The following is a 26398-nucleotide window of genomic DNA, read 5'->3' on the forward strand; positions in this document are numbered from 1 at the left end:
TATGAAACTCAGTGCAATCGACGAGTACAGTACCTTCTTGTATCATCAAGGTACGAACTACGCCAGTTATCGTCTGTTTGGGGCCCATTTCACGGTCCTGCGCCGCAAGCCTTGTGTGCGCTTTGCCGTCTGGGCACCTCATGCGCAGCAGGTCAGCGTCGTCGGTGATTTCAATCACTGGGATGCTGATGCCAACCCCATGGAACGGAGCAGCTGCGGCAATGGCATTTGGGTTACACATATTGCCGGCCTCCAGGAAGGGGACATCTACAAATACGCCATCACGACGGCATCGGGGGAACGCATCTTAAAGAGCGATCCTTACGCCTTCTGGTCGGAAGTACGTCCCAATACGGCATCGAAATTGACGAAACTCCACTATGCGTGGCGCGACAAGAAATGGATGGACAGCCGCAGTGCTTACGATTCGTACCGCAAGCCCATGCTGACCTATGAAGTCCATCTCGGCTCGTGGCGCCGCGATGAAGATGGGGAAATGCTGTCGTACCGCGACATAGCGCCCCAGCTCGTCGATTATGTCAAACAGATGAATTATACCCACATCGAGCTCATGCCGCTGTGCGAATATCCCTTCGACGGCTCCTGGGGCTATCAGGGGACGGGCTATTTCTCGGCGACCAGCCGCTATGGCAAGCCGGAAGATTTGATGTATCTCGTCGACCTGTGCCACCGCAACGGCATCGGCGTCATCCTCGACTGGGTACCGGGTCATTTTTGCCGCGACGCTCACGGCCTGCGCCATTTTGACGGCGATCCGTGCTATGAATCGGGCAACCCCATGCTGGCTGAAAATAAGGAATGGGACACGATGAATTTCGACTATGGCCGGACGGAAGTCCAGTCCTTCCTCATTTCCAGTGCCCTCTTCTGGCTCAGCCAGTTCCACATCGACGGCCTGCGCATCGACGCCGTCGCCAACATGCTCTACCTCGATTACGGCCATGCTGACGGCGACTGGCAGCCCAATAAATACGGCGGCCGGGAAAACCTGGAAGCCATCGAATTCCTGCGCCATCTCAATACGGCCGTCTTCAAGGAATACCCCCAGGCCCTGATGATTGCCGAAGAATCGTCGGCCTGGCCCCTGGTGACCAAGCCCGTCGACGTCGGCGGCCTGGGATTCAATTACAAATGGAACATGGGCTGGATGAACGATATGCTCCGCTACATGTCGCTGGACCCGCTGTTCCGCAAGGACAATCACAACCTGATTACCTTTTCGTTATGTTACGCTTTTTCAGAAAACTTCATCCTGCCTTTGTCGCATGATGAAGTCGTCCACGGCAAACATTCTCTCCTGGACAAGATGCCTGGCGACTACTGGCAGAAATTCGCCGGCCTGCGCGCCTTCTACGGCTACTGGATGTCCCATCCGGGCAAGAAGCTCCTGTTCATGGGCAGCGAGTTCGGCCAGTTCATCGAATGGAAATACGATGACAGCCTGGACTGGCACCTCCTCAAGTATCCCATGCACCAGGCCATGCACGACTACGTGCGCAGCCTGAACACGTACTATGTGGACCATCCGGAATTATGGGAAGAAGACTGCGACTGGTCGGGCTTCTCGTGGATCAGCTGCGACGACTGCGACAACAGCGTCATCGCCTTTTACCGTACCGGTAAGGACGAATCGGATATGACCGTCGTCGTCTGCAACTTTACGCCTGTCGTCCGCCATTCATATCGCTTCGGCGTCCCCCGGAAAGGGACGTACGTCGAAGTCTTCAACAGCGATGCGACGGCCTTTGGCGGGTCCAACGTCCTCAACGAAGGTGAATTTGAAGCCCAGGATGTGCCCATGCACGGCATGGACCAGTCCCTGGAACTGACCCTGCCGCCGCTGGCGACGATTTACCTGCAGCTCACTGGAAGTGCTAAAAAAAAAGCAGTGACGAAACGGCGGCGCCGCCGGACGGTGAAAACCGATAAGGCCGCTGACGGGACCGTCAAGAAAACGGCCAAGGCGCCGGGAAAGAAGGCGACGACCCGTGGAAAAGGGAAAGCCAAAACGGCAGCGTCTGAAAAGAAGACTGCTGCAACGAGAAAGAGAAGACCTGGGCGTCCTGCCAAAAAGGAAGCAGACGTCTGATACGGTATATAGGGAAAGTGGGGGATATACGATGAATGTATTATTTGTGGCCTCAGAAGCAGTGCCATTTATTAAAACAGGCGGGCTGGCCGATGTCATGGGCGCACTGCCCAAGGCCTTAGCCAAGAAGGGCATGGACGTCCGCCTGGTCATTCCGAAATACAGCCGCATCGCCGAAGAAGCGAAGAAGCAGATGAAAGAAGTGACGACAGGCATCGTGAACCTGGCCTGGCGCCAGCTCTACTACGGTGTCGAAGAAATCAAGCAGGACGGCGTGACCGTCTATTTCATCGACAACGAATGGTATTTCAAGCGCGATGGCCTCTACGGCTACGGCGATGACGACGAACGCTTCGCCTACTTCTGCCGCGCCGTCCTGACCATGCTGCCCAAGATTGGCTTCAAGCCGGATATCATCCACTGCAACGACTGGCATACAGGCCTCATGGGGGTCTTCCTCAAAGAAGATTTCTGGCATGATGATTTCTACAAGGGCATCAAAGTGATCTATACCATTCACAACTTGAAGTACCAAGGCATTTATCCGCCGTCGATCATGCGCGACATCATCGGCCTGCCGCAGGAACTCTTCGATAAGGGCAACCTGGAATGTGACGGCTGCGTGAACTATATGAAATCGGGCATGGTCTACGCCGACCACATCACGACGGTCAGCCCGTCGTACGCCCAGGAAATCACCTATCCTTACTTTGGCGAAGGCCTGGATGGCTATATCCGCGACAATGGGGAAAAGGTGACGGGCATCATCAACGGCCTCGACGTTGACGTCTATAATCCGGAAACGGACCCGTACATCAAGCGCCAGTATTCCGTCGCCAATGCCCGGGCCGGCAAGCGGGAGAATAAAGACGCCCTGCGGGCCGAACTGGGCCTGCGCATCAAGCGCGGCGTCCCCCTGATCGCCATGGTCACGCGCCTCGTCGAAGACAAGGGCCTGGACCTGGTCACGCGCATCATGGATGAACTCGTCGACGACGACGTCCAGCTGGTCCTGGTCGGCACGGGTGATGCCGGCTATGAAAACGCCTTCCGCGAACTGGCCCGCCGTCATCCGACCAAGGTATCGGCGAATATCACCTTCAACGAAGCCCTGGCCCATAAGGTCTATGCCGCTGCCGACATGTTCCTCATGCCATCGCGGTACGAACCGTGCGGCCTGAGCCAGCTCATCGCCCTGCGCTACGGCGCCATCCCCATCGTTCGTGAAACGGGCGGCCTCAAGGATACGGTCCATCCCTTCGATAAATACAGCAAACAGGGCAATGGCCTGACCTTCCCGAACTTCAACGCCCATGAACTCCTGTTCACGACGAAACGGGCCATGGGCTACTATGAAGACACGGCCTTGTGGGATATCCTCGTCCGCAACGCCATGACCAGCGATTACAGCTGGGACCGCTCGGCCGAAGCGTACCTGAATCTGTACAAAAAAGTATTACAACAATAAAATAGCGTTTTTCGTTTGTAGTTCATCGTTCATCGCAGGGAATGTTTTTTAGTTTCTTCGATGAACGACGAACGAACAACGACGAACGATAAAGGGCTTGTCGTTGTCCGGCAGGCCTTTTTGGCTAACGGCTAGCCACTAACCACTAGCCACTAATCGCCACGAAAGGACCGCTTATGGACTTACGATTGTACCACAACTCTCATGAATTTTATTACCGCTCGTCTTTTGGTGCCGTTCCCTCCGGGAGCCGGCTCATCCTGCGCCTCCGGGCCGGCGGCAGCGATGCCCGGAACTGCCGGGCCCGCATCCGCCTGTGGCAGAGCAATGTCGGTGAATCCTTTGTGCCCATGACGTACCAAGACGGCATTTTCACGGGCTGCGTCACCATGCCGCCCAAGGGCTGCCTGGTCTGGTATTATTTCATCGTCGACGATGGCCATGAGACCGTCTATTACGGCAATAACTACGATCGCCTCGGCGGGGAAGGGGCCAAATATCCCGAGGTGCCGCCGGCCTATCAGGTCACGGTCTACGATAAGGACGCCCATACGCCGGACTGGTTCAAACATGCCATCGTCTACCAGATTTTCCCGGACCGCTTCCGCCACGGGACCCATACGACAGGCCGCCTGTACGGTAAGAAAGGGGCCGTCATCCATAGCGACTGGGACGACGTGCCTTATTACTGCAAGCGCGAAGGCCAGGGCGACATCGTCTATTACGACTTTTTTGGCGGCAACCTCGCCGGTATCCGGGAAAAGCTGCCTTACTTGAAGGAACTGGGAATCACGGCGATTTACCTCAACCCGATTTTTGAAAGTTCCAGCAATCACCGCTACGGTACGGCCGATTACTTCCGCGTCGACCCCATGCTGGGGACGAATGAAGAATTTGCCGCTTTCTGCCAGGCCGCCAAAGAAGCAGGCATCCACATCATCCTTGACGGCGTCTTCAGCCATACCGGGGCCGACAGCATTTACTTCAACCGCTTCGGCAACTATCCCGGCGTCGGCGCCTATCAGTCGAAGGAATCGCCGTATTATGAATGGTACCGCTTCAAGCAGTATCCCGACGACTATGAATCGTGGTGGGGCGTATCGGACCTGCCCGATGTCGAAGAGACGACGCCGTCTTATATGGATTTCATCATCGACAGCGAAGACAGCGTCCTCAAATACTGGCTGAACGAAGGCATCAGCGGCTGGCGCCTGGACGTCATCGACGAACTGCCCGTGCCCTTCCTGCGCCAGTTCTACCATACGCTGAAAGAGGAAAAGCCCGACGCCATCCTCATCGGCGAAGTCTGGGAAGATGCTTCGAACAAGGTCAGTTACAGCGAGCAGCGGGAGTACCTCTGCGGCTATGACATCGACAGTGCCATGAATTACGCCCAACGGGCCATCATGCTGGATTTCATGACCGGTGTCAAAGATGCGCGGCGCATGAATGCTGAATTGACGCGGCTCATTGAAAATTATCCGCCCGAAAATTTCTATGCCATGCTCAACCTCATCGGCAGCCACGATATCGAACGCATCCTGACGGTCCTCACCAAGGCCGGCGGCACCGACGTGGCGACGGCCGAAGAAACGGGCAAGAAGCGCCTGAAGCTGTTGACGGCCTGGCAGATGACCATGCCCGGTGCGCCCTGCATCTATTACGGCGATGAAGTCGGCGTCACCGGCGGCAAGGATCCCGACAACCGCCGGACCTATCCCTGGGGCCACGAAGACCTGGACCTGCTGTCCTGGACCAAGGCCCTGACGCGGCTGCGCACAGCACACGACGCTTTACAGACGGGCCGCTTCATCCCCCTCTATGCCGACGGCGACGTCTTCGCCTTTGCCCGGGTCATCGAAGGGGGACAGGATGTCTTCGGCAAGCCCGCCGAAGATGGCTTCTTCATCATCGCCATGAACCGCAATCCGTCGGCCCTGCGGACAATCAGTATCTATACGGACGGCCTGGCTTACGGGAAACTGACCAATGCCCTCCATCCGCGCATGACGCCGGTCACGACGGTGAACAGCCGCCTGACCCTGACCCTGCCGCCCCTGAAAGTAGTCATCCTCCAGGGGAAGGAGGCCGGGACCAAGCGGGCCGGTGTCCTCCTGCATCCGACGTCCCTGCCGGCAGCCTGTGGCAACGGCGTCTTGGGACCGGCGGCATACCGCTTCGTCGATTTCCTCAAAGCCGCCGGCCAACGGGTCTGGCAGATCCTGCCCCTGACGCCGCCCCTCATGGGCGATTCGCCGTATTTGTCGGAATCGGCCTTTGCCGGCAACGAAGCCCTCATTTCCCTGGAAGTCCTGCGCGACTGGGGCTGGCTGCGGCAGGAAGCGCTGGACGATTTCCTGGCCCAGGGGCAAAAGACGACGTCCTGGCACAGCCTGGCAGCTTATAAGGCCAAGATTCTCTGGGATATGTCCCATGATCCGGACCTGACCATTCCCTGGGAACCGTTCCGGGCTTTCTGTGAAAAGAACGCCTACTGGCTCGACGACTACGCCCTGTTCCGGGCTGTCCGCGACTTCTTCGGCGGCCGCTGCTGGACGGAGTGGCCCGAAGATATCCGCCATCACAGCCGGGAAGCCCTGGCTCAGTACGGCAGGGAACTGGCCGGCGCCGTATCGCATGTCAAATTCATGCAGTATATCTTCAGCCGCCAGTGGCACGATGTCCGGGCCTATGCCGCCAAAAACGGCGTGTCCGTCCTCGGCGATGTGCCCATGTTCGTCGCCCACAACAGTGCCGACTGCTGGGCCCACCAGGACCAGTTCGACCTCGACGAAATGGGAAATCCGTCATCTGTCGCCGGCGTCCCGCCCGATTACTTCAGTGCCGATGGCCAGCTCTGGGGCAATCCCCTTTACGATTACCAGGCCATGGCTGCGGACAACTACCAGTGGTGGACGGACCGCTTCCGCCGCATGATGGACCTCGTCGACGAAGTCCGGGTCGACCATTTCCGCGGCTTTGCCGCCTACTGGGCGGTGCCGGCCGGCTCGGAAACGGCTAAGAGCGGCGCCTGGAAAGAGGGCCCCGGCCTCGACCTTTTCCGGGCGGTCTATCAGAAAATCGGCAGGCTCCGCCTCGTCGCCGAAGACCTGGGCGTCATTACCGACGACGTGTGCACCTTGAAAGATGCCCTGCACCTGCCGGGGATGAAAGTCATCCAGTTCCACCTCAAGGACCGGGCCGACGGCCGCCTGGCCTTCGATACGGAACCGGACTGCATCGCCTATACCGGGACCCATGACAACAACACCATCCGCGGCTGGTATGAAGACGACCTGTCGCCGAGCCAGCAGCTCCACGTCCGCCAGATGCTGGGCCTGTCTGATGAAGCGGCTCCGCAGGAAATCGTCGGCGCCCTCATCGCCTATACCTGCCGCCGCCGGGCCGAAACGGTCATCATCCCCATGCAGGATCTCCTGGCCCTGCCGTCGTCGGGACGCATGAATACGCCCGGCGTGGCGGAAGGCAACTGGCACTGGCAGCTCAAAGACGGGCAGCTGACCTTCGATATCGCCCGCTGGCTGGCCAAAGTGTGCCGCGAAAGCGGACGTTGATCAAACGATGAATGATACATAAAAGGAATAACGCGCTGCTCTCAAAAAGAAGGGAGCAGCGCATTTTTTGTCGAATACGTATAGTAAAGAACGTTGTAAAGGATGTGATTTTGTGTATCTTACTTATATGCGTATTCAAAATTACCGGAATCTGCAAGATGTCGAAATGACTTTTCACGAAAAGGCCAACTATATCGTCGGGGAAAACGCCATCGGCAAGAGCGGCCTGCTGCGCCTCATTTCCTATATGAGCGATGGCCGCAACGTTGAAGAAGACGATTATGCCGACGTGACCCGGCCCATTATCATCACGATGGATCTGAACTTGCTGCAGAGTGAACGGGAACATTTCGCCGATACGCCGGACGAACGCCGCCAGAGTGTGCGCGTCCGCATGGAAATGCGCGTCAGCGACATGTATCCTCATCTCTACGATGACAACAGCGGCGAAGAACTGCCGTTAGAGCTCATCCGCCGCCTGCGCTACGTATCCTATTCGGCGGCTGTACCGGAAGAACAGCGCGTGCCGCCGCGCATTTACCGGGCCCTGGAACAGAAGCTGTCGAACTGGGGCGAGGCTCACTGGGATGGCCTGTCGGACGAAGCCAAGGCCTTCATCCACCACGAAGTCGCCGTCGGCACCATGGACTCGTCGTATTTCATCAACATTTTCCTCTTGTCCCGTCTCTTATGCCGCATGGACCGGCCCAGGGCGGACAATATGAAATTCATTTCCCTGGCCGCGTTATGCATCATCACCCAGGTCTACCTGATGTCCATCAGCCGCGCCGTGCCCTTGGAACACAATGTCATCGTCGACGAAGCAGGTAAGCGCTATCTGCCCCTTGTCATTTCCATCGATGAACCGGAAATGCACCTCCATCCCTATATGCAGCGGTCGGTCCTGCATTATTACCAGCAGCTCCTCAACAATGAAGACCCGCAGTTCTGCACGCTCCTCAAGGATTTGTTCGGCCTCGACGGTCTGCGGGGCCAGTTGTTCATCGTCACCCATTCGACGGATTCCCTCATCGACGATTACCGCCACATCATCCGCCTGTACCGCAATAAACAGGGCCTGGTCAAAGCGGCCTGCGGTGCCGGCTTCCATTTCAGCGAAGAAATCGAGAAACACTTGATCATGCACTTCCCGGAAGTCAAAGAAGCCCTGTATTCGCGGAGCGTCCTCATCGTCGAAGGGGAAACGGAATACGGCTGCTTCCAGCATTTCGGCAAGACCCTGGACCTGCCTTTCGATCACTACGGCATCTGCCTCATCAATGCCCGCGGCGAAAGTTCCATTTCCAAGATCAAGAAGCTCCTGGAATACTTCAAGATTCCCGTCGTCGCCCTCTACGACGCCGACGTCAAGGGCAGCCACAAGAGCGAACGGGGCGTCTACTTCACCGATGAAATCTGCTTTGAAATGGACCTGGCCAAGACCATGATCGACCACGGCCAGCGCCGCGACCTGGACCGCATCATCAATACGGCCTGCGGCGAACACGCCCGGGCCACGACGGACATGATCAAGAAGGCCTGCCGCAAACTGGACGTCAACTTCCACGACTATCCGGCCCGCCTTCTGTGGCACGTCAATCCGCGCAATAAGAAAGCCCTGTACATCTATTATTTCGCCTGGCTCTACAGCAATAAAGGCGTCATCCTCGGCCGCCTCATCGGCCAGTCCCTGAAAAAAGAAGACATCCCGCCATCCTTCGTCCGCGCCATCGAAGCCGCCGGCCAGCTGGCAAAAGTCACAAAAGCCGTATAAACGCAGTCCGCCGCGGTCCCACGGACCGCATCCGTAGGCGTCCCGTCCAAGGCTCCCTTTATAGGGGAGCTGTCAGCGTCAGCTGACTGAGAGGTTGAATTTGCGTCCCGCGGGATTCCCACAAGCGGGCCGCCCTTTGGGACGGCCCCTACTAGCCACGAGCCACGAGCCATGGTATGATATAGGGTACAGTCTATTTCAGAAAGAGAGATGCCTTATGAAACTTTTTATTGCCGAAAAACCGAGCATGGCCCGGGAACTGGCGAAGTGCCTGCCGGAGCCGCACCAGCGGGGGAACGGCTGTATCCGTACGGGCGGCGGCATCGTGACCTGGGCTTATGGCCATGTCTTGCAGCAGGCTGAACCCCAGGACTATGATCCCAAGTACAAGCGCTGGAATGCCGATGACTTGCCGATCATCCCCCAAAAGTGGAAGCTCCTGGTCAGTCCGGCCAGCAAGGATCAGTTCAAGGTCATTACGGACCTCATCGCCAGTCCCGACGTCGATACCATCGTCAACGCCGGGGACCCGGACCGGGAAGGGCAGCTGCTCATCGACGAAATCCTCGACTACGTCGGCAATAAGAAGCCTGTCGAACGGATCCTCCTGAATGCCCTCGATGAAAAGAGCATCCACGAATCCCTCGACGATTTACGCAGCAACGGTGATTTCGTCCACCTCAAGGAATCAGCCCTGGCCCGCAGCCGCGCCGACTGGCTCATCGGCATGAACCTGTCCCGGGCGTATACCCTGGCTGCCCGCCGCCAGGGGCACCGCGTCGTCTTTCCCATTGGCCGCGTCAAGACGCCGACCTTGGCCCTCGTCGTCCGCCGCCAGCGGGAACTGGACAACTTCGTGCCCGTCACGTATTACGTCGTCAAAGCCGATTTCCTTCATAAGAACGGCGTCATCCGCGCCCAATGGCAGCCCCGCGATACCCAGGGCGGCCTCGATCCGGAAGGGCGCTGTGTCGATGAAAAGACGGCCCGGTCCATCCTCGAACGCCTCCAGGCTCGGCCTGACGGTACGATTGTCGAGAACAAGAAGACCAAGAAGAAAGAGGCCCAGCGCCTGCCCCTGTCCCTGTCGTCCCTGCAGGTCCTGGCCGGCAAGCGGTATGGCTACACGCCGCAGCAGGTCCTCGATACGGCCCAGGAACTGTACGAACGGAAACTGACGACCTATCCCCGGTCGGACTGCGAATATCTGCCGGTGAACCAGCGCAAGGACGTACCGCGGATCTTGCAGAACATCGGTGCCTTGGAAGCGGGGAAGCTGGCGGAATGGGCGGCCGGTGCCGACGGCAAGATACGCAGCCGCGCCTGGAACGACAGCAAGATCACGGCCCATCACGCCATCATCCCGACGACCGTAGCCTGCCCCTTCGATAAATTGACGTCTATGCAGCAGCATATCTACTATCTCGTCGCCCAGGCCTATCTGGCCCAGTTCTATCCCATCCATGAATACGACCAGACGCGCATGGTCATCGAAGCCGCTGACGAAACCTTTATCGCCCACGGCAAGACCGTCACCGTGCCGGGCTGGAAAGTCCTCTATCAGAGCGATAAGCATGACGAGGAAGACGAAGAAAAGGGGACCCTGCCGGCGGTCCGCAAGGGCGACGGCGTCCACTACCAGAACGGCCAGGTCGACAAGAAAGCGACGAAGCCGCCGCCGCGGTTCACGCCGTCGACGCTCCTGGCAGCGATGAAGGAAATCTATAAGTACGTCAAGGATGAAAGCCTGAAGAAGAAATTGAAAGAAGTCCAGGGCATCGGCACCGAAGCGACGCGGGCGACGATCATCCAGGAACTCATCCAGCGCAAATTCCTGACGACAGAAGGGAAGAAGAAGTACCTCAAGCCAACAGACGACGCGTATCTCCTCGTCGATTCCCTGCCGGATGAAATGCTCTATCCCGACGAAACGGCGGTCTGGGAAGAACGGCTCTATCAGATGAGCCTGGGCAAGGATGACCTCAACCACTTCCTGCACGACCAGTTGTCCTTCCTGGATACCTTAGTCACGGCAGCCCGGAAAGTTGTCATGCACCTGGCCGGCATCAAGGTCTGTCCCGTCTGCGGCAGCGCCATGGTCAAGCGCCACGGCAAATACGGCGACTTCTACGGCTGCAGCAATTACCCGTCGTGCCGCCACACCGAGCCCGTCGAGGGAGAAAAGAAACGGCCCGACGCCAAGCCGTCGCCCTATCCCTGCCCGCGCTGCCATAAAGGGACCTTCCAGAAACGGACTGGCCCGTATGGCCCGTTCTGGGTCTGCAGCCAGGAAGGCTGCAACACCAAATGTGCCGACGTCGACGGCGTGCCCAGCCTCTACGCTAAACATTAGCGTAGAGGCCGTAGGGGCGCCCATAACCGGGCGCCCGCGCGAATCCCGTGGATAACGCAAACCGCATTGTAGGGGCTCCCGCGTGGGGAGCCCGCCGCGAATCCTGTGGATAACGCAGTCCGCAGTCCGCATCCTGCGGGATTCCCACAAACGGGCCGCCCTTTGGGACGGCCCCTACGAGCTACGAACCACGAGTCACGAGCCACGAACCACGAGCCACGAATCACGGGATTCCCACAACGGGCCGCCTTTACAGGACGGTCCCTACTAGCCACGAACACAGGCCTATGGTATTATAAATAATAGGCTATTTTTTATAGCTATTTTGTCAACTTTGGAGTCAGAATCATCAATGAAACGAATTTATTTAGATAATGCGGCTGCGACGCCTATGGACCCGCGCGTCCTGGACGTCATGATGCCCTATTTGACGACGGCTTACGGCAATCCGTCGAGCCTTCATTATTTCGGCCAGCAGGCCCGGGCTGCCGTCCAGACGGCGCGCAGCCAGGTGGCCCACTGCCTGGGCGTCAAAGGGGAAGACCTGGTCTTCACCAGTGGCGGCACGGAAGCGGACAATCTGGCCATCCTCGGCTTCCTGCGGGCCAATTTCCCCGACGGCGGCCATCTTATCACGACGGCTGTGGAACACCACGCCGTCCTGCGGACCTTCCAGGCCCTGGAACAAAAGGGGTACGACGTGACCTATGTCCCTGTCGAAGCCGACGGCCGGGTCACGGCCGAAGCCGTCGCTCAGGCCTTGCGCGATGATACGGTCCTCATTTCTGTCATGTACGCCAATAATGAAACGGGCATGGTCCAGCCTGTCGACGCCATCGGCGCCCTGGCCCGGCAGAAGGGCATCGCCTTTCACGTCGATGCCGTCCAGGCCTTTGGCTACGTGCCCATCCGCCCTTTGGAACAGGGCATCGACATGCTGACCGTGTGCAGCCATAAGATTTACGGTCCCAAAGGCGTCGGCGCCTTGTATATCCGCCACGGCCTGCAAGTCGCCGCCGAAGCCTACGGCGGCCCCCAGGAACACCGCCTGCGGGCGGGGACGGAGAACGTCGCTGCCATCGCCGGCTTCGGCAAGGCTGCGGAACTCCTGGGAGCCGAACGGAACGACCGCGTCCTGGCGGCGCGGCGCCTGACCGATGCCGTCTACGAGCGGCTCATCAAGGGCGACGCCCGGTTCCACCTCAATGGCCGGCGCAATCACGTCCTGCCCAACATCATCGACTTCAGCGTCGATGGGGTGGACAGCGCCATTTTGCTCATCGCCCTCGATCTCCAGGGACTGGCCGTATCTGCCGGTTCGGCCTGTGAAGCTGGTGCCGTCGAGGCATCCCATGTCCTCCAGGCTATGGGAATCGAAGAGAAGTGGCTGCGCAGCAGTATCCGCTTGTCCGTAGGCAAAGAGAATACGTTAGATGAAATAAAACGAGCCGTTGCCATCATTGGCGACGCTGTCCGTAAAAGCAGAGGAGAATCATTATGAAACGAGTTGCCGTAGCTATGAGCGGCGGCGTCGACAGTTCGGTCACAGCCGGTCTCTTGAAGCAGCAAGGGTATGATGTCATCGGCATTACCCTGCGCCTGTGGGAAGAAGATCCGGCTTGCACCATCGATAACGTCCACGCCTGCTGCTCCCTCAGTTCCGTCGACGATGCCAAAGCCGTCGCTTCGGTCCTGGGGATTCCCCATTATACTTTGGATTTCCGCGATATCTTCCGGCGCGACGTCATTGACTATTTCGTCGATGCTTACGTCCACGGCAAGACGCCCAATCCCTGTATTGCCTGCAATAAATTCATTAAGTTCGGCCTGCTCTGGGAGAAAGCCCGACAGTTCGGCGCCGATTTCCTGGCGACTGGTCATTACGCCCGCATCGAAAAGAACGAAGCGACGGGAATCTATTCCTTGCTCCGCGGCACAGACCGCCGCAAGGACCAGTCCTATGTCCTCTATCAATTGACACAGGACTTGTTGCCGCATATTTTGTTCCCCATGGCCGACCTGGAAAAGGTCCATACGCGGGAACTGGCCAAGGAATGGGGCCTGCCGGTCTTCAATAAGCCCGAAAGCCAGGATATCTGCTTTATTCCGGACAACGATTATAAGGGATTTTTGCAGCACGAACGGAAGGGCATCTTCAAGCCTGGCGACTTCGTCGATAAAGAAGGCCATGTCATCGGCCGCCATAAAGGCATCGCCGCCTATACCATCGGCCAGCGCCGGGGCCTGAACCTCGGCGGTCCCGGCGGCCCTTATTACGTGACGGCCCTGGACGTAGCTCATAATAAAGTCATCGTCGGTTCGGAACGGGACTTGTTCTCGAAGACGGTCCATGCCAGTGAAGCGACCTGGGTCGAACAGACGCCGGACGCTCCTTTCCGGGCCTTGGGCAAGATACGTTATGCTGCCCGGGAAGCGGCCTGCACGGTCTATCCCGATGGCGACAGCCTGCAGGTCGAATTCGACGACGCCCAGCGTGCCGTCACGGCCGGCCAGGCCTTGGTACTTTACGACGCCGACACAGGCGAACGCGTCCTGGGCGGTGGCGTTATCCAATAGAAAAAGAGGAGGACTACCGTGTCTACAGATCATATCAGAAACTTTTCAATTATTGCTACATATCTCTGAAACTCAGCTCTATGCCTCATTCTTCTTATCGTCTACTGCAACACTACTGCAACCGGGCAAAGAAACGCCTTTAATTTCGTCGTAGACCTCGTTTTGCATGGCGTTGATATAAATAGATGTCGTGACGATAGAAGAGTGTCTCAACTGCTTTGAGATGGTTCTTAGAGGGACTCCCTCTTTGGCCAGTATCGTAGCATGTAGATGCCTCAATATATGGACCGAACCTCTGGGGGACACCCGTAACATAGCTCGGTGTAGCGTAGCCGTTACACTGTCTGGTTTAAGGTGTCTCCCATTTTTATCACAAAAGACGAATTCGCTACTGATTCCTGCCTTCCTGTATTCGTCTTTAAGGTTTGCAATCAGTTCCATTCCGTCGTCAGGTATCTGGACTATCTGTCCAGAGATGCCGTTCTTGGGAGTCTTTATATACAGACGATGAGATGTAGCCTGACAGGTATAATTTCTCCTTACCGTAACGATACCTTTCTCTTCATCAATATCTTCCCACTTCAATCCGATTAGCTCTCCCCGTCGTAGGCCGGTATATAAACAAAATAATCCTAGGTATCTCATACCGATAGGGTGAAGTTCGTTCAGTGACTTAATGACATCCTCCACTTTCGGAAGTATGTATGGGTTCTGTTTGCGATGGCTTATAAAATCTAAATCAACCCCATGATGTATATATCCTTCTTTCTGAGCCTGTTTCAAAGCCCTCATATAGAATTTTACCGTCGTGTGAGTCGTAGCTTCTGCATAACCCATTCCTTTCATATTAGCTGCGAAAGCCTTCAATGTGGAATCTGTGACTTGTGATAGTTTGAGTTCCCCGGTAAGCCTTATGATTCTCCTGGATATAGATTGATAATTCTCTATGGTGCTGTTATTCGTAAGAGGCAGGCTATTGACATGGTGGGGAAGGTAATCAGCTACCGTCATATTCTTGCTCTGAGGGACGATTTCCCCCGATGTTAATTTCTCTTTTATCTTCTTCTTGAGTTTGGCCAACGCCTCGGTCTTGTTCTTTCCATAGGCGGTGATTCGTTTCTTGTCTATCGTCTCTTGGGCGCAATAAGTCCCATCTTTCCTTACATATACGGTTCCTTCTCCGTTGCTTCTCTTTCGTGCCATTCATACTCACCTCTTGTGTTTATTATAACATTATATGCAATGACGCGGTAGATGACAAAATGGCTTGACATAGAACATGCGTTCTATTATAATGAAAACAACAGGGAGAAAATTACAAAAAGTTAGTATAGTCAATTTGACATACTCACTTACATGTAGTATAATAATCACAGGAAGTGAGTTAGGAGGTGAGCCCCATACTTCTCAAGACGAAAGAGGTCGCTGAGTACCTCAAGATTTCAGACCAGCAGGTAAGGCGGCTGGTGGACAAGAAGGAACTTCCGTGTATTAGAATCTCCCAAAGGGTCCTTCGGTTCAGGAAGGAAGACGTTGAAGAATTCATTTCAGGGAGGGAAATATAATGGACCAATACATTGTGGAGTTCAGAATGTCGGGAAAGACTTTCCCGGAACACTATACCGTGGACACCCGGAAAGAGGCATACCAGCTCTTAGACGAGTTGATTGAAGAAGCCGAAGGCTGGGGGGACAGGTGGGAGGGTAAAATCTCGAAAGCTCACCACTTCGACTATAAGTCCCACTAAGGGACTTCATTTACCCTTGAATACTCACTTTTAGTGATTTTTAATAGGAGGAATCATTATGACAAACACAGAAATTATGGAAGCATTGAAGGCACCGTTCAAACCGGAAGAGGTCATGTGGGTTATCGGACGCAAGAGCAAGGACAAGAGCAAAGCCGAAGCCATGGCTTACATCAGCTCCCGGGCGGTCATGGAACGTCTTGATGAAGTAGTAGGCCCCGATAAATGGGAAGTCGAATACATCCCGGCGGATATGGGGACAGCAACACGGACGACATATAAAGGAGAAGAAACATATAGTATCAAAGGCTTCTTGGCCAAGATGACGTTGCATCTGCCGGAAGGTGATGTGTCGAGAATGGACGGAGCTAACTGCACAGATTTCAGCCCGTTCAAAGGCGGTATTACCGGAGCCATGCGCCGTGTAGCTTCTGCTTTTGGCATTGGCCGTTACCTGTACAACCTGCCTCGTCAGTGGGTGCCTATTGACCAGTGGGGTAACTTTACAGAACGTCCGAAGCTTCCGAGTTGGGCGTTACCGGAAGGAACTGTTCAGGACGAACCGGAACCGAGACAGTCTTACCATCGTGAAGATTCCTACGAAGAACATCAGCCGCAGGCATCCTCGACTGGAGAAGTTATGATGCCGCCGAACACGAAGTACGCAGGCAAACCGGTATCTTCGGTTACGGACTTCGGTTATCTGACTTGGGTAGTCAATAAGTCTCGATTCTCGGAAGAAGTCAAGAACGCCGCAGCGAAAGTACTTGCCGATCAGCAGGCGGCTATGTATGACGAACCGGCTTAGGAGGTAGCCTATGGAGTTAGACGTAAGACTTTGCCAGAAAGTAGGCGTAAGCGCGGCTATTGTCCATTCGGTCATTCGTAAGCAGTGCGAAGTGAAAGGTGTCCCCTTCGAGGGGCACCGGTTCGCTCGCATGTCCATTGGAGATATTAACCGTAAGATACCGTTCCTTTCGGCAAGGACAATAACAAGAGCGTTGGACCGACTCGAAGCAAAAGGGTTGGTAGAGAATAGAACATTCGTGGGAACCACAAAGTGGAGGAGAGCATTATGAGTAGAATTAATGTTTACCAAAGGAATAAATGGGTTAATCTCTGGGTGAGTTACATGGGCGGGAAGAGGTTTTCTTGGCTTGTTTCTGCTAAGGCCACAACTGATGAATTCGAGTGTGATTACTCTATGCTTAACAAGCTATGCAGGTCTGGGCTATCCAGTACAGCCAAGGGTATTTTCTCTTTTATACTCCTTAATCGGTATCTTCCCACGAAAGTCTGTCTATATGGACAGACAACTATTGCAAAGATGTATGGGTGCGCTAACAACACTGCCAGAAGAGCATTGAATGAACTCGAAGATAACAAAATTATTTACTCCCTCAAGATACACACTGGAAGGTATATAGCATACCAATACGTTATCAACGAATACAAAGAGTGGAACTTACCCGAAAATAGTAAGGGGATACACGAGGAGAAAATTTGAAAGTAGAACGTTCATAGGTAATAAGAAATGGAGGAAAGCACTATGAACACAGAAAAGAAGAATATGATTTCGGTATATCCGGTTAATAAGTGGGTGAACAAGTGGGTCATAAAGAGAGGTGCTAGAGACTTCGTTTGGAGAATATCTACAAAAGCTCCTACAGATTCTTTACATATATCTCCAGACCAAATGATGGTTTTAACAGAATCTGGATTATCTCCTACAGCTAAAAGTATATTTGCTTTTCTTTTCCATCACCGTTTTTCAACCACAAGAGTTTGTCTATATGGCTCGTTGACCATTGCACGAATGTACGGATGTGCGAATAATACTGCCAAAAAAGCTCTGAAAGAACTCGAAGCTAGTAACATTATAAATAAATTGAAGATTTACACTGGGAAGAATGTATCGTATCAGTATTACATTACCGACTATGGCAAATGGATTCTCCCTAAAAATAGGCGTTCTGGTGAAAATATTGAAGCCCCTATGCAAGTGATTGAATTAGATGAGTAGGGTGTCAATAATTAATCTCTATCTAAACTTCTAAACCTCTAAACCTGTCCGAGGTAACGCACCTCTTACGAGGTGCTACCTCGGACAATAAGAGATTCGTTCGCTTTCGCTCTCTCATCTCTCTAGTATTACATACTAGTTAATTAATTAATTTAAATTCTAAAGTTCTACACTAACTCTAGAATTACAATCTTAAAATAGCTCGTTGACCACAGGCCAATGAGTTATCTTAATTAATTAAATATAATAAGTTGGTATGATTCTTTATCTGGAGGTAGAAAGAACGATACCAAGTAATTACTTGTATATGTTAGATTGATAATAGAGAAATTCTTAACCGGTTAAAAGATTAGATAAAGAAGATGTATCCCCAACCACGGGCGGGGGATAGATATTAATTAAATGAATGTTTTTAATCTCCTCATTTTCTCCCGGTTAATGTTTTACTCATCATTAGATGAGTTGGTATGGTTCGTTCTACCGCCCGTGAATGAATCATACCAAGTAATTAATATAGGAGGTAGAAATGAACAAAGACACTGAACGAGATAGGTTAGCTCAACTCTACCTTGACCAGACCGTCGGCAAAGAATGTTGGGGGTATCAGAACTACGAGAATGTAATGGAAGCTTTCAACAAGAGCCCTGACGGGGACATCACAAATATGATAAACTATCTACAGACCCATGTGATGCCTCTAGGTACACCTCTCCGGGAACTGTATCATGAAGCTTCCTCATGGAGAGCTTTCGACTACTACAAGGAACAGCCTCGTCCCAAACTGACTGACGAGGTGGCTTACTCCATTGACATGCTGATGAAATTAAGGGGGTAATATTATGACAGAACAGGAAAGACAGGATAAGATTTTTAAAGGATTGGTCATGTTATTGATGCAAGTCGATAAATACTTTGAACGGGAGGATGATGGTGCCGAGAAAGGAGAATTGGTTATTCTCAAAGGCCTTATCCGGAAACGGAAAGATAGTTTACTTGACTTACTGGAGAGAAAGAATGATAACATCATCCAGTTCCCGGGATTGAAAGACTGATATTCAGGAGGCACACATGGACATCCAAAACATCATCATTCAGAAAATAGATTTACCACAGTTCATCAAAGATTACGCTCATGTGGAACTTGTACGCAAAGGGAATGGCTGGCGGTGTAAATGCCCCATCCATGAGAACTCTGTCAATCCAGAGGCTATGTATGTTGACGACCGTGGCGGTTACTACTGCTTCGCCTGCAACTCGGGAGGGAATGTCATCAACTTCCTTTCTGATTACGAGCATATCAGCTACAGTGCCGCCACAGAACGTCTTGCCTCTATGCTGAATATCAACCTCAAAGATGACGCCGAGTACCAGGACCAGAAACGGTTGGAGGATAAATTCAACGGCTATAAGAAGAGAGGACTGGCTGGGGTAGATAATGTAAAACAGTATTTGACGGAGAAGAGAGGGTTCACCGAGGAAACCATCCAAACGTTCGAGCTGGGTATGTGGGACGGGAAAATGACAATCCCGTTACTGGATGCCAATGGACGGACGGTAGGCATGGCAGTACGGCAGTTCGACGCCAAGCCGAAGTACATGAACAGCCGTAACAATATCCTCTATGATAAGTCTGAATTCCTCTTTGGCCTCGATAAGGCACGTCGCCTTATAAAGAATACCGTCTACGTCGTAGAAGGCTATATGGACGCAATCAGTGGCTATCAAATGGGTATTCCTACGGTAGCCTATTGCTCCAATGAGCTTCACCGTGACCAGATCCGGATGCTGAACAGTTACCTCCGCAGGGATACGACGGTTGTCATCTGCCCGGACAATGATGAAGCTGGTAAGAAACGGATTCCGAGGGTCCGCGATTACTTCAAAGCTATTTCTCCTTCCCGTCAGGTGCGAGTCGTCCTTATGCCTGACGGCTACAAGGATATGAACGACCTTTTATTAGCCGGTATTGACGCTCAGACGCTTCCAACAGAACATATCGATAAATATGTCGCAAGACTTATTATCGAGGCTTGTAAGACCATTGAGGAAGAATATCAGAGAGCAGAAGAGTATCTGAAGACTGTCAAATCGGAAATGATTCGTCTTGATATCATTAAATACCTCGCAGAGCGCTGGAACAAGGATGTAGAAGACTTAAAGAAGTATTTCAACACAGTCGGGGAAGACAGCAACGACATCTTGAGTGAAGCCTCTGACATTACCGGATGTATCAACGACCTCAGAAAGATTTATTCCATCGGAGGGTACAAGACACACTTCCAGCAGATTGATAACTGCATCCGGAAAGTAGAGAAGAAACAGGTTGTGGTTATCGGGGCTTACAGTGGTGTGGGCAAAACTGATTTCGCTATCGAGTATATGCTACGGGCTATTTGTCAGGATAATATGAGAGTAGCGTTCTTTTCCCTAGAAATGCCGAAAGGTAAGCTTATCGAACGTTGTTTGGCGAAACTCATCAAATGTTCTACTCCAGAAGTAGAGGGGTACATTGCCAGCAATGACACAGCTGTACAGAAGGTCATTGCGAAGCTCCAGAACCGCCTTGTCGTATTCGATGGCAACGATTACTCCATGGGTGATATTCAGAAGCGTATAGAACTTGTCAACACGAAGAATATCCTAGGTGGCCCTATTGATATGGTGTTCGTCGACTACTTTGGGTATATGAAAGGAACTTCTGAGTTCGAGGGAGCCTCTGCGGCGGCCACGAAGATGAAGGCGGTAGCTAAGGAGAACGACCTCATCTTTGTTATGTTGAGCCAGCTGAACCGAGGCGGTAATCCTTATGGAGAACCGAACATGCAACAGCTAAAACTGACCGGTGACTTGGAGGCTTCGGCAGATGTTATTATGCTCTTGTGGAGACCAGGGAAAGACCCTAACTTATCCCTCGAAGAGAAAGACCAGTTGGAGAACGTAACCCGTATCAAGATTGACAAAACTCGTGATGGGATGTATGGGAATCCGGTATCTGAGTATTACTACAACAAGGCTACATCCCGTTTGGAAGAGAAATATCTGGAGTAGTGCTTGACAAAATACTCACTTAGAGTTATAATAAATACGTAAGGTGAGGCAAGGGAGTTTCCGAACAACAGCTCCGAGGAGGCTCCCAAAAATTTTATCTTACAATACTCACTTAAAGTAATAAAAAACAAAGGAGAGATAAAATGCCCTACGATTCTTACAAATGCCCAGATGGGGGCGTTATAAAAATTGAAGATTGTTTGAAGCAGTGTAGGCTAGTCGGGAAGATAAATCCCGTGACTGGGATGCTCTATGTACCGTGTGGCAGATGCTTGTCAGCCCCTACGTTACGGAAGATAGCCGAACAGAGGGAGTGGACGGGTAAACCTTCTACAACTCAGTGCCTCAGAGGTATGGTCCTATGTCAAGATTTCGGACAAATTAAATTGAGGTTTTTCGTTTCTTAGATTCCCAGACGCATATTATGTTTCTGGAAATCAGCATACAGCTTTTCATAGTCATCCGGTGACATGTAGTTGCAATGGCTATGAATGCGTACGGTGTTGTAAAAGGTATTGATGTATTCAAACACCAACAAGTACGCTTGCTGATAATTTTGAATCTTGAAGCGATTGAGCCATTCCCGTTTAATCAGGGAGTGGAAGGATTCGATGCAGGCATTGTCCCATGGATAGCCTTTCTTCGAATAGCTGCGGCGCATTTGGGATGTCTCCCGAATATATGCCTGCGAAACATACTGGCAGCCACGGTCCGAATGGATAACCAACAGCTGTCCGGGTTTCCGGCATTGTTTGGCTTCCTGCAGCATCTTGACGATGCCGGCGACGTCCAGATTACGGGCCAGATTCCAGGCGATGATTTTCCTGGAGAACAAATCCATAATGCTTTCCAAATAGACGAAACCTTCAGCTGTCCAGATATAGGTGATGTCGCTGCACCATACTTGATCCGGTTCTTCAGGATTGAAGCATTCCTGAAGGATATTCACCAGCGCCACGTCAAAGTCACTGTTACGGGTCGTTACGGTGTAATGCTTTACCCAGCAGGCCTGAATGCCCATTTGCCGCATGTATACGCCAACTGTGCGTTCAGAGATACTGTCCCCGTTCTGCTGCATAACTTGGGCAATCTTCGGGGCTCCGTAAATCTGCTTGGAATCGTCGTAGATAGTTTGAATCTTTTTCTTCATCTCCTTGCGGTGCTGGGCCTGTTTCGATGGTTTGCGCGCCGCCCAGTCATAATATCCTGAAGAAGAAACGTCGAGTTCAGAAAGCACTCCGGACACCGAAAAACGACGTTCTGCCTGATGGGCATTTTCGGCTTCTTCCTGGACACTGCGATAGATGGCAATGGTCATTTGTCCAGAATGCTGATAGCTTTTTTTAGGACATTCAACGCATCCTTCGCATCCCGCAGTTCACGCTGCAGACGGGCGATTTCCTTAGCTTCATCCGAAGCATAGTTGCCGGAACCACGATAAGGCATTTCGCCATTGTCCTTCAGCTGCTTTTGCCAACGGGACAAGGTTTGTGGAGCAATACCTAGATTCGTAGCACAGCCAACCAAGCCGAGTTCCCGATGTTCATGATAATATTTAACTGCGTTGATTTTGAATTCTTTGTTGAATTTTGCCATACTGAGGCCTCCTTAGTTAATCCTATTGTACCACCATTAGGAACCTCAGTTTGACTTGTCCTATTTATATGCTAACACCAGTACTAGGGAAGCCTACCTTATGCTAACTCATGATTACGCTATAGACCCAAAGAGCATGATGTTTGCCCTGTTGGGGACCCAGACCCACGCCAACCTAGAACATGGTATGGAAGAGGGGGATTTAGGAGAACAGAGATTGGATGACGGAGTATCTACTGGGGCTTTCGACTTCTACTCTCCGGAAAACGGGGGACTCTATTCGACTACAAAACGTATGGGTCATATGTAGCCGCTAAGACAATGGGAATGGGGACTCAAAAGGTTTTAGTGGGCCATTATAAAAACGGCAAACCGAGGTACAGAACAATCATCACATATGGAAATGCGAAGCATATGTTTGACTTAGCCGTACAAATGAATGACTACCGTATGAAAATAGAGAACATCCTCCACAAGCCAGTAGCGAATATGGTTTGTGAAATAATCGTCAGGGATGGCAATACCTACATGGCCACAAGCCGTGGAGTAACAGAAAATGCATATCTGGTTCCGGTTGGTAAGATTTCGGACCGTTGGATGAAACGATATATGGAGAAAAAGGCTGGGGATTTAATAAAAGCCTTGGAAACTAAGACGCTCCCTCCACCTTGTAAAACAAGGGAATGTTGGGGTGGAAATAAATGTGAAAAGTTTTGCGCGGTAAACAAGTTTTGCGATGCTTATGGAGGTAAATAATATGGAAAATTTTGAAGTCACTTTTGATAAATTTGAAAAGGCTGTTGCAGAAGGTCTCAAAGTATCATTGTCGATGAAGAAAATCGACGGCAATAAGGTAGCTTGCACTATCAAAGGCTCGGTAAATGACCGCTCTTTAGTTTGTCTCGCTATTATCTCTAGTTTGGCACAGATTATGAATGTCGATGCTATTGACTTGGTGGATGTTTTGGCAGAAAACGCACCGAAGCTTAGAGGGGATTACAAAGATGAAATTCCGGAAGACTTTCTGGAAACATTAAAAGACCTCGGTGTCGAGGTGAAACAGCCCTCTGACGACGAAGAGGACGACGAAGATGAAGAAATTGAAGAACTGGCAAAAATCATCGCCAAAGCTCTTAAAAATGAATTGTGAGGTGAGAGATAACTGTCTAAAGAAATATGATTGTGACTGGTGCCGGGACTACGAAGAGTACACCCCGGTTGACCGGTCCATCAAATCTCCTAGACAGCTAGCTAAGAAGGAAGAGAAGAAAAAGAAAAAGAAGGTCAAAAAATTAAGTGACGCCTCAAAGAGAGGCAAGGCAAACCGAAGAAACGGGAGAAAAGCGGAACGAGATATTGAAAACCTCCTAAAGGACATGGGGTTGGACGCACAAAGAACCCCGATGTCGGGAGCGTTAAAAGCGGCCCATTTGATTCCTCAGCTCAAAGACCATATGTCCGGCGATATCCGGATTCAATTCAAGGGGAAAGAGCTTATTGTGGAGTGTAAAAGGAACATAAGGAGCGACCGCTGGTACAGACTGTCGGCCACCGGTATTGTCCATATAGATGGGTTCTGCTATGTGCTTCGGAAAGACCTTTTTGAATATCTGGTAAATGGGCTCCTCGATGGGAAAGTACATGATGTTCCAGATAGTAGGTTCAAATTACTCCATAAGTATTTTGACCAAGACAATTCGGACATGGTAGTCGTAACAAGACCTTACTATGAACCACTATTCTTTTTGAAAGAAGATACATACAAATTGTTTGGAGGCAAATAACATGATCGTACTTAGTGAAAATGGCAAAGTTTTGATGGATGCAAAATCCATCTTCATTTCTGAAATCAAAAATAAGGAAGACAAGAACCTGATTGACGGCTACCGTATTTTAGGCTCGTGTGAAACAAGTCCGCGCCCGGCAGTATTGAGAACATTCAATGGCGAAGACAGCCTGAAAGATGCTCAGGAAGTCCTTAGTCGGATTGGAGATGCTTTCCATGGGGTCAATATCGTCAACAACTTATGATGAAATACTGGCCATGTTTGATGAGGTGAGGCTACGGTACGAAGATTTGAATGATACCGATGTACTGGAGGCTTTCTCTTTAATGAGAGATTCCTCCTCCCTCTTGGCCAGTTACGACACATTGGCCGCAGATGCCTATAAAATGTCAGCATTGCTCGAACGCAATGCAAAGGCTACGGAAGCGAGGAAAAGCCTTGAACTTTCCAATAAGCCTACAGACGGGGCAAGAAGAGCGGCCTCTAACGAAGAAGTAATTAAAGCGTGGCAGGATTACGTAGAAAGCGTTACAAGGCAGAAATACGTAGAAGCCAATGCTAGATTCTTGAGCCGAGTATATTTTGACGCAAAGATGATTGTCGAGAATTGCTACCGAAAGGAACGGCCCCCGGTAGGAAATGACAGAATCGTAGGGAGGACATAACATGAAGAAAAAAAGAGGATTCGAAGTTATTTCTAGTTACGCAAAGAAAGGTATCCATATTCCCGAACGTAAAACCTCCAGAAGTTCTGGATATGATTTAGAAGCCGCTAAAGATACGGTTATCCAGCCTCATGATTTAACACGAGTGTATACAGGTATTAAAGTTTATATGCCTGAGGACGAATACCTTTTAATTTCCATTCGTTCCAGCCTGGCCTTTAAAAAGGGCCTTATCTTGGCAAACGGCCCAGCAATCATTGATAGTGACTACTACAACAACGAAGACAATGAAGGTCATTTGATTATTGGTATTTACAATCCCGGTGACAACCCTGTGTTAATTAAAAAGGGGGACCGCATCGCTCAAGGTATTTTCATGAAGTATAAAACGACGGACGACGACACGGCTACAGGAAAACGTGTTGGTGGTATCGGAAGTACGGGCAAATAAAAGGAGTTCAATGGGTTACATGATTAATGACAATGCGGATATTATTACTGGTAATTGTGTTGATTATATCAATGACGTTGTGTCGAAAGCACACAATCCGATAATCGTAAGCGATCCGCCATTCAATGTCGGGTATCACTACGGCAAATACAAAGACCGCATGGATGACACTGAATACTATGAAATGATGGGAGATATCTTTTCCCTTTGCCCGTCTGTAATCGTTCACTATCCTGAAAGTTTATATAAGATTTCGTTTCAGATGAAAGTTACTCCGAACAGGGTTGTTTCATGGGTATATAACTCGAACACTAAAAGGCAACACAGAGATATTGCATTTTTTAACATTGAGCCTGATTTTGAAAAAGTCAGACAGCCTTACAAGAACCCTAATGATAAACGTATAAAAGCGTTGATTTCCAAGGGGCATAAGGGGGCGGCTCTATACGATTGGTGGAATATCAACCAGGTCAAAAACGTATCTAAACAAAAGACTGGCCACCCTTGCCAAATGCCACTAAAGGTTATGGAAAATGTTATAGGCGTTCTTCCTGATGATGTTACGATCATCGACCCATTTTGTGGTAGCGGGACGACGTTAGTGGCGGCAAAAAAGCTGAACAGGAAATACGTTGGAATAGAAATAGACGAAAATTATGTAGCGATTGCTAATGAAAGGCTTTCGTTTGATGTGGCATAAATATTATACAAAGGAGAAAATCATGGAAAAAGATTACTTGAAATTAATGGAAATTAGCAGTCAAGCATCTACTATTAGCGGCATCACAAGAACTCTGACTAAAGATATTCAAGAGGGGGAACATGGTAATTACACTTTCGGATATGTTCCTGCGGCTAGCACTAAGACCAGAATCCACAACAAGATTGTTATGTTGCGCGGTGAACTTAACCGCTTAGACAAGATGATTCAGGGGGTATAAATTATGAGTTTTGCTTCTGCTGTGTTCTCCCTTATGAGAGGACACAAAGTTAAACGGCGTCATTGGACTGGATACTGGTATTTCGATAAGGAAAGAAACACCGTTATTATGCATATGCATGATGGCAGAGAACAAGATATTCGTGAAACGCAGGATATCCTCGACACTCTTTCTAATTGTGCCGCAGACGATTGGGAGGTTATTGTCTAATGGTAACTACTGCTATTATTACGTTACAGATGTTATTTATTATTTTAAAGGTTGTAGGAGTTCTTGTTTGGAG

General features: G+C 51.3%; 27 protein-coding genes. 24 read left to right on the forward strand and 3 right to left on the reverse strand.

Going from position 1 to position 26398, the window contains the following annotated elements:
* The first annotated feature begins 1 nt into the window (after position 1).
* From glgB to mnmA, 7 genes are all read left to right on the forward strand, one after another.
* Entirely contained in the window at positions 2 to 2110 is a 2109-nt protein-coding gene (gene glgB, locus C6362_RS09335; protein WP_014016911.1) for a 1,4-alpha-glucan branching protein GlgB, read from the forward strand.
* 31 nt (positions 2111 to 2141) lie between these two features.
* The gene (gene glgA / locus C6362_RS09340) at positions 2142 to 3578 is read left to right on the forward strand and encodes a glycogen synthase GlgA (protein WP_014016910.1); all 1437 of its coding nucleotides are present in this window, start codon (positions 2142 to 2144) and stop codon (positions 3576 to 3578) included.
* A 176-nt stretch (positions 3579 to 3754) separates the two neighbouring features.
* Positions 3755 to 7153: a 4-alpha-glucanotransferase gene (gene malQ / locus C6362_RS09345; protein WP_014016909.1), complete on the forward strand. Its 3399-nt coding sequence runs from the start codon at positions 3755 to 3757 to the stop codon at positions 7151 to 7153.
* Between the two features lie 127 nt (positions 7154 to 7280).
* Positions 7281 to 8927 carry an ATP-dependent nuclease gene (locus tag C6362_RS09350; RefSeq protein WP_232501467.1) on the forward strand — a complete coding sequence of 549 codons (1647 nt, stop codon included), beginning with the start codon at positions 7281 to 7283 and terminating at the stop codon, positions 8925 to 8927.
* Positions 8928 to 9144: 217 nt separating this feature from the next.
* Entirely contained in the window at positions 9145 to 11280 is a 2136-nt protein-coding gene (locus C6362_RS09355; protein WP_014016907.1) for a DNA topoisomerase III, read from the forward strand.
* A gap of 352 nt (positions 11281 to 11632) precedes the next feature.
* Positions 11633 to 12781, forward strand: a complete 1149-nt coding sequence (locus C6362_RS09360; protein WP_014016906.1) for a cysteine desulfurase family protein — start codon at positions 11633 to 11635, stop codon at positions 12779 to 12781.
* Positions 12778 to 13857 carry a tRNA 2-thiouridine(34) synthase MnmA gene (gene mnmA / locus C6362_RS09365; RefSeq protein WP_014016905.1) on the forward strand — a complete coding sequence of 360 codons (1080 nt, stop codon included), beginning with the start codon at positions 12778 to 12780 and terminating at the stop codon, positions 13855 to 13857. The genes C6362_RS09360 and mnmA overlap by 4 nt, the downstream gene beginning before the upstream one ends.
* 78 nt (positions 13858 to 13935) lie before the next feature.
* Here the strand turns inward: mnmA and C6362_RS09370 are convergent, their stop codons facing one another.
* Positions 13936 to 15060, reverse strand: a complete 1125-nt coding sequence (locus tag C6362_RS09370) for a tyrosine-type recombinase/integrase (protein ID WP_014016904.1) — start codon at positions 15058 to 15060, stop codon at positions 13936 to 13938.
* A 188-nt stretch (positions 15061 to 15248) separates the two neighbouring features.
* On the opposite strand from C6362_RS09370, the gene C6362_RS12325 reads away from it, so the two are divergent.
* The 8 genes from C6362_RS12325 (at position 15249) to C6362_RS09415 (ending at position 20675) form a co-directional block, all read left to right on the forward strand.
* On the forward strand, positions 15249 to 15422 hold the full coding sequence (locus C6362_RS12325) for a helix-turn-helix transcriptional regulator (RefSeq protein ID WP_080596504.1): 174 nt from the start codon (positions 15249 to 15251) through the stop codon (positions 15420 to 15422).
* The gene (locus C6362_RS09380) at positions 15422 to 15604 is read left to right on the forward strand and encodes a hypothetical protein (protein ID WP_014016903.1); all 183 of its coding nucleotides are present in this window, start codon (positions 15422 to 15424) and stop codon (positions 15602 to 15604) included. Before C6362_RS12325 ends, C6362_RS09380 begins: the two co-directional genes overlap by 1 nt.
* A gap of 58 nt (positions 15605 to 15662) precedes the next feature.
* The gene (locus C6362_RS09385; RefSeq protein ID WP_014016902.1) at positions 15663 to 16412 is read left to right on the forward strand and encodes a Rad52/Rad22 family DNA repair protein; all 750 of its coding nucleotides are present in this window, start codon (positions 15663 to 15665) and stop codon (positions 16410 to 16412) included.
* 267 nt (positions 16413 to 16679) lie between these two features.
* Positions 16680 to 17111 carry a helix-turn-helix domain-containing protein gene (locus C6362_RS09395; RefSeq protein WP_014016900.1) on the forward strand — a complete coding sequence of 144 codons (432 nt, stop codon included), beginning with the start codon at positions 16680 to 16682 and terminating at the stop codon, positions 17109 to 17111.
* A gap of 42 nt (positions 17112 to 17153) precedes the next feature.
* Positions 17154 to 17627, forward strand: coding sequence for a hypothetical protein (locus C6362_RS09400; RefSeq protein WP_014016899.1), 474 nt, complete (start codon positions 17154 to 17156; stop codon positions 17625 to 17627).
* Positions 17628 to 18153: 526 nt separating this feature from the next.
* Positions 18154 to 18462 carry a hypothetical protein gene (locus C6362_RS09405; protein WP_014016898.1) on the forward strand — a complete coding sequence of 103 codons (309 nt, stop codon included), beginning with the start codon at positions 18154 to 18156 and terminating at the stop codon, positions 18460 to 18462.
* A gap of 4 nt (positions 18463 to 18466) precedes the next feature.
* Complete coding sequence (locus C6362_RS09410) at positions 18467 to 18679, forward strand: hypothetical protein (protein WP_014016897.1); 213 nt, start codon at positions 18467 to 18469, stop codon at positions 18677 to 18679.
* Between the two features lie 16 nt (positions 18680 to 18695).
* Positions 18696 to 20675: a DnaB-like helicase C-terminal domain-containing protein gene (locus C6362_RS09415; RefSeq protein WP_014016896.1), complete on the forward strand. Its 1980-nt coding sequence runs from the start codon at positions 18696 to 18698 to the stop codon at positions 20673 to 20675.
* A 403-nt stretch (positions 20676 to 21078) separates the two neighbouring features.
* On the opposite strand, the gene C6362_RS09425 is transcribed toward C6362_RS09415, so the two are convergent.
* Complete coding sequence (locus C6362_RS09425; RefSeq protein WP_014015019.1) at positions 21079 to 21993, reverse strand: IS3 family transposase; 915 nt, start codon at positions 21991 to 21993, stop codon at positions 21079 to 21081.
* Positions 21990 to 22271: a transposase gene (locus C6362_RS09430; protein ID WP_014015018.1), complete on the reverse strand. Its 282-nt coding sequence runs from the start codon at positions 22269 to 22271 to the stop codon at positions 21990 to 21992. Before C6362_RS09430 ends, C6362_RS09425 begins: the two co-directional genes overlap by 4 nt.
* A gap of 327 nt (positions 22272 to 22598) precedes the next feature.
* On the opposite strand from C6362_RS09430, the gene C6362_RS09440 reads away from it, so the two are divergent.
* From C6362_RS09440 to C6362_RS09480, 9 genes are read left to right on the forward strand one after another with little or no spacing between them, the layout of a single operon-like run.
* Positions 22599 to 23027, forward strand: a complete 429-nt coding sequence (locus tag C6362_RS09440) for a hypothetical protein (protein WP_106699299.1) — start codon at positions 22599 to 22601, stop codon at positions 23025 to 23027.
* Position 23028: 1 nt separating this feature from the next.
* Positions 23029 to 23421 (forward strand): hypothetical protein, encoded by a 393-nt coding sequence (locus tag C6362_RS09445; RefSeq protein WP_014016893.1) that lies wholly within the window; start codon positions 23029 to 23031, stop codon positions 23419 to 23421.
* The gene (locus tag C6362_RS09450; RefSeq protein ID WP_014016892.1) at positions 23363 to 24055 is read left to right on the forward strand and encodes a PDDEXK family nuclease; all 693 of its coding nucleotides are present in this window, start codon (positions 23363 to 23365) and stop codon (positions 24053 to 24055) included. Before C6362_RS09445 ends, C6362_RS09450 begins: the two co-directional genes overlap by 59 nt.
* Position 24056: 1 nt before the next feature.
* A complete protein-coding gene (locus C6362_RS09455) occupies positions 24057 to 24302 on the forward strand; it encodes a hypothetical protein (RefSeq protein ID WP_014016891.1) in 246 nt (81 codons plus the stop codon).
* Positions 24259 to 24723 (forward strand): hypothetical protein, encoded by a 465-nt coding sequence (locus C6362_RS09460; RefSeq protein WP_157868811.1) that lies wholly within the window; start codon positions 24259 to 24261, stop codon positions 24721 to 24723. The genes C6362_RS09455 and C6362_RS09460 overlap by 44 nt, the downstream gene beginning before the upstream one ends.
* Position 24724: 1 nt before the next feature.
* A complete protein-coding gene (gene dut, locus C6362_RS09465) occupies positions 24725 to 25174 on the forward strand; it encodes a dUTP diphosphatase (protein WP_014016889.1) in 450 nt (149 codons plus the stop codon).
* Between the two features lie 19 nt (positions 25175 to 25193).
* Entirely contained in the window at positions 25194 to 25874 is a 681-nt protein-coding gene (locus C6362_RS09470) for a DNA-methyltransferase (RefSeq protein WP_041647284.1), read from the forward strand.
* 22 nt (positions 25875 to 25896) lie between these two features.
* Complete coding sequence (locus tag C6362_RS09475; protein ID WP_014016887.1) at positions 25897 to 26115, forward strand: hypothetical protein; 219 nt, start codon at positions 25897 to 25899, stop codon at positions 26113 to 26115.
* 3 nt (positions 26116 to 26118) lie between these two features.
* Complete coding sequence (locus tag C6362_RS09480; protein ID WP_014016886.1) at positions 26119 to 26325, forward strand: hypothetical protein; 207 nt, start codon at positions 26119 to 26121, stop codon at positions 26323 to 26325.
* Positions 26326 to 26398 lie beyond the last annotated feature (73 nt).

This window comes from Megasphaera elsdenii DSM 20460, assembly GCF_003010495.1.
Taxonomy (GTDB): domain Bacteria; phylum Bacillota; class Negativicutes; order Veillonellales; family Megasphaeraceae; genus Megasphaera; species Megasphaera elsdenii.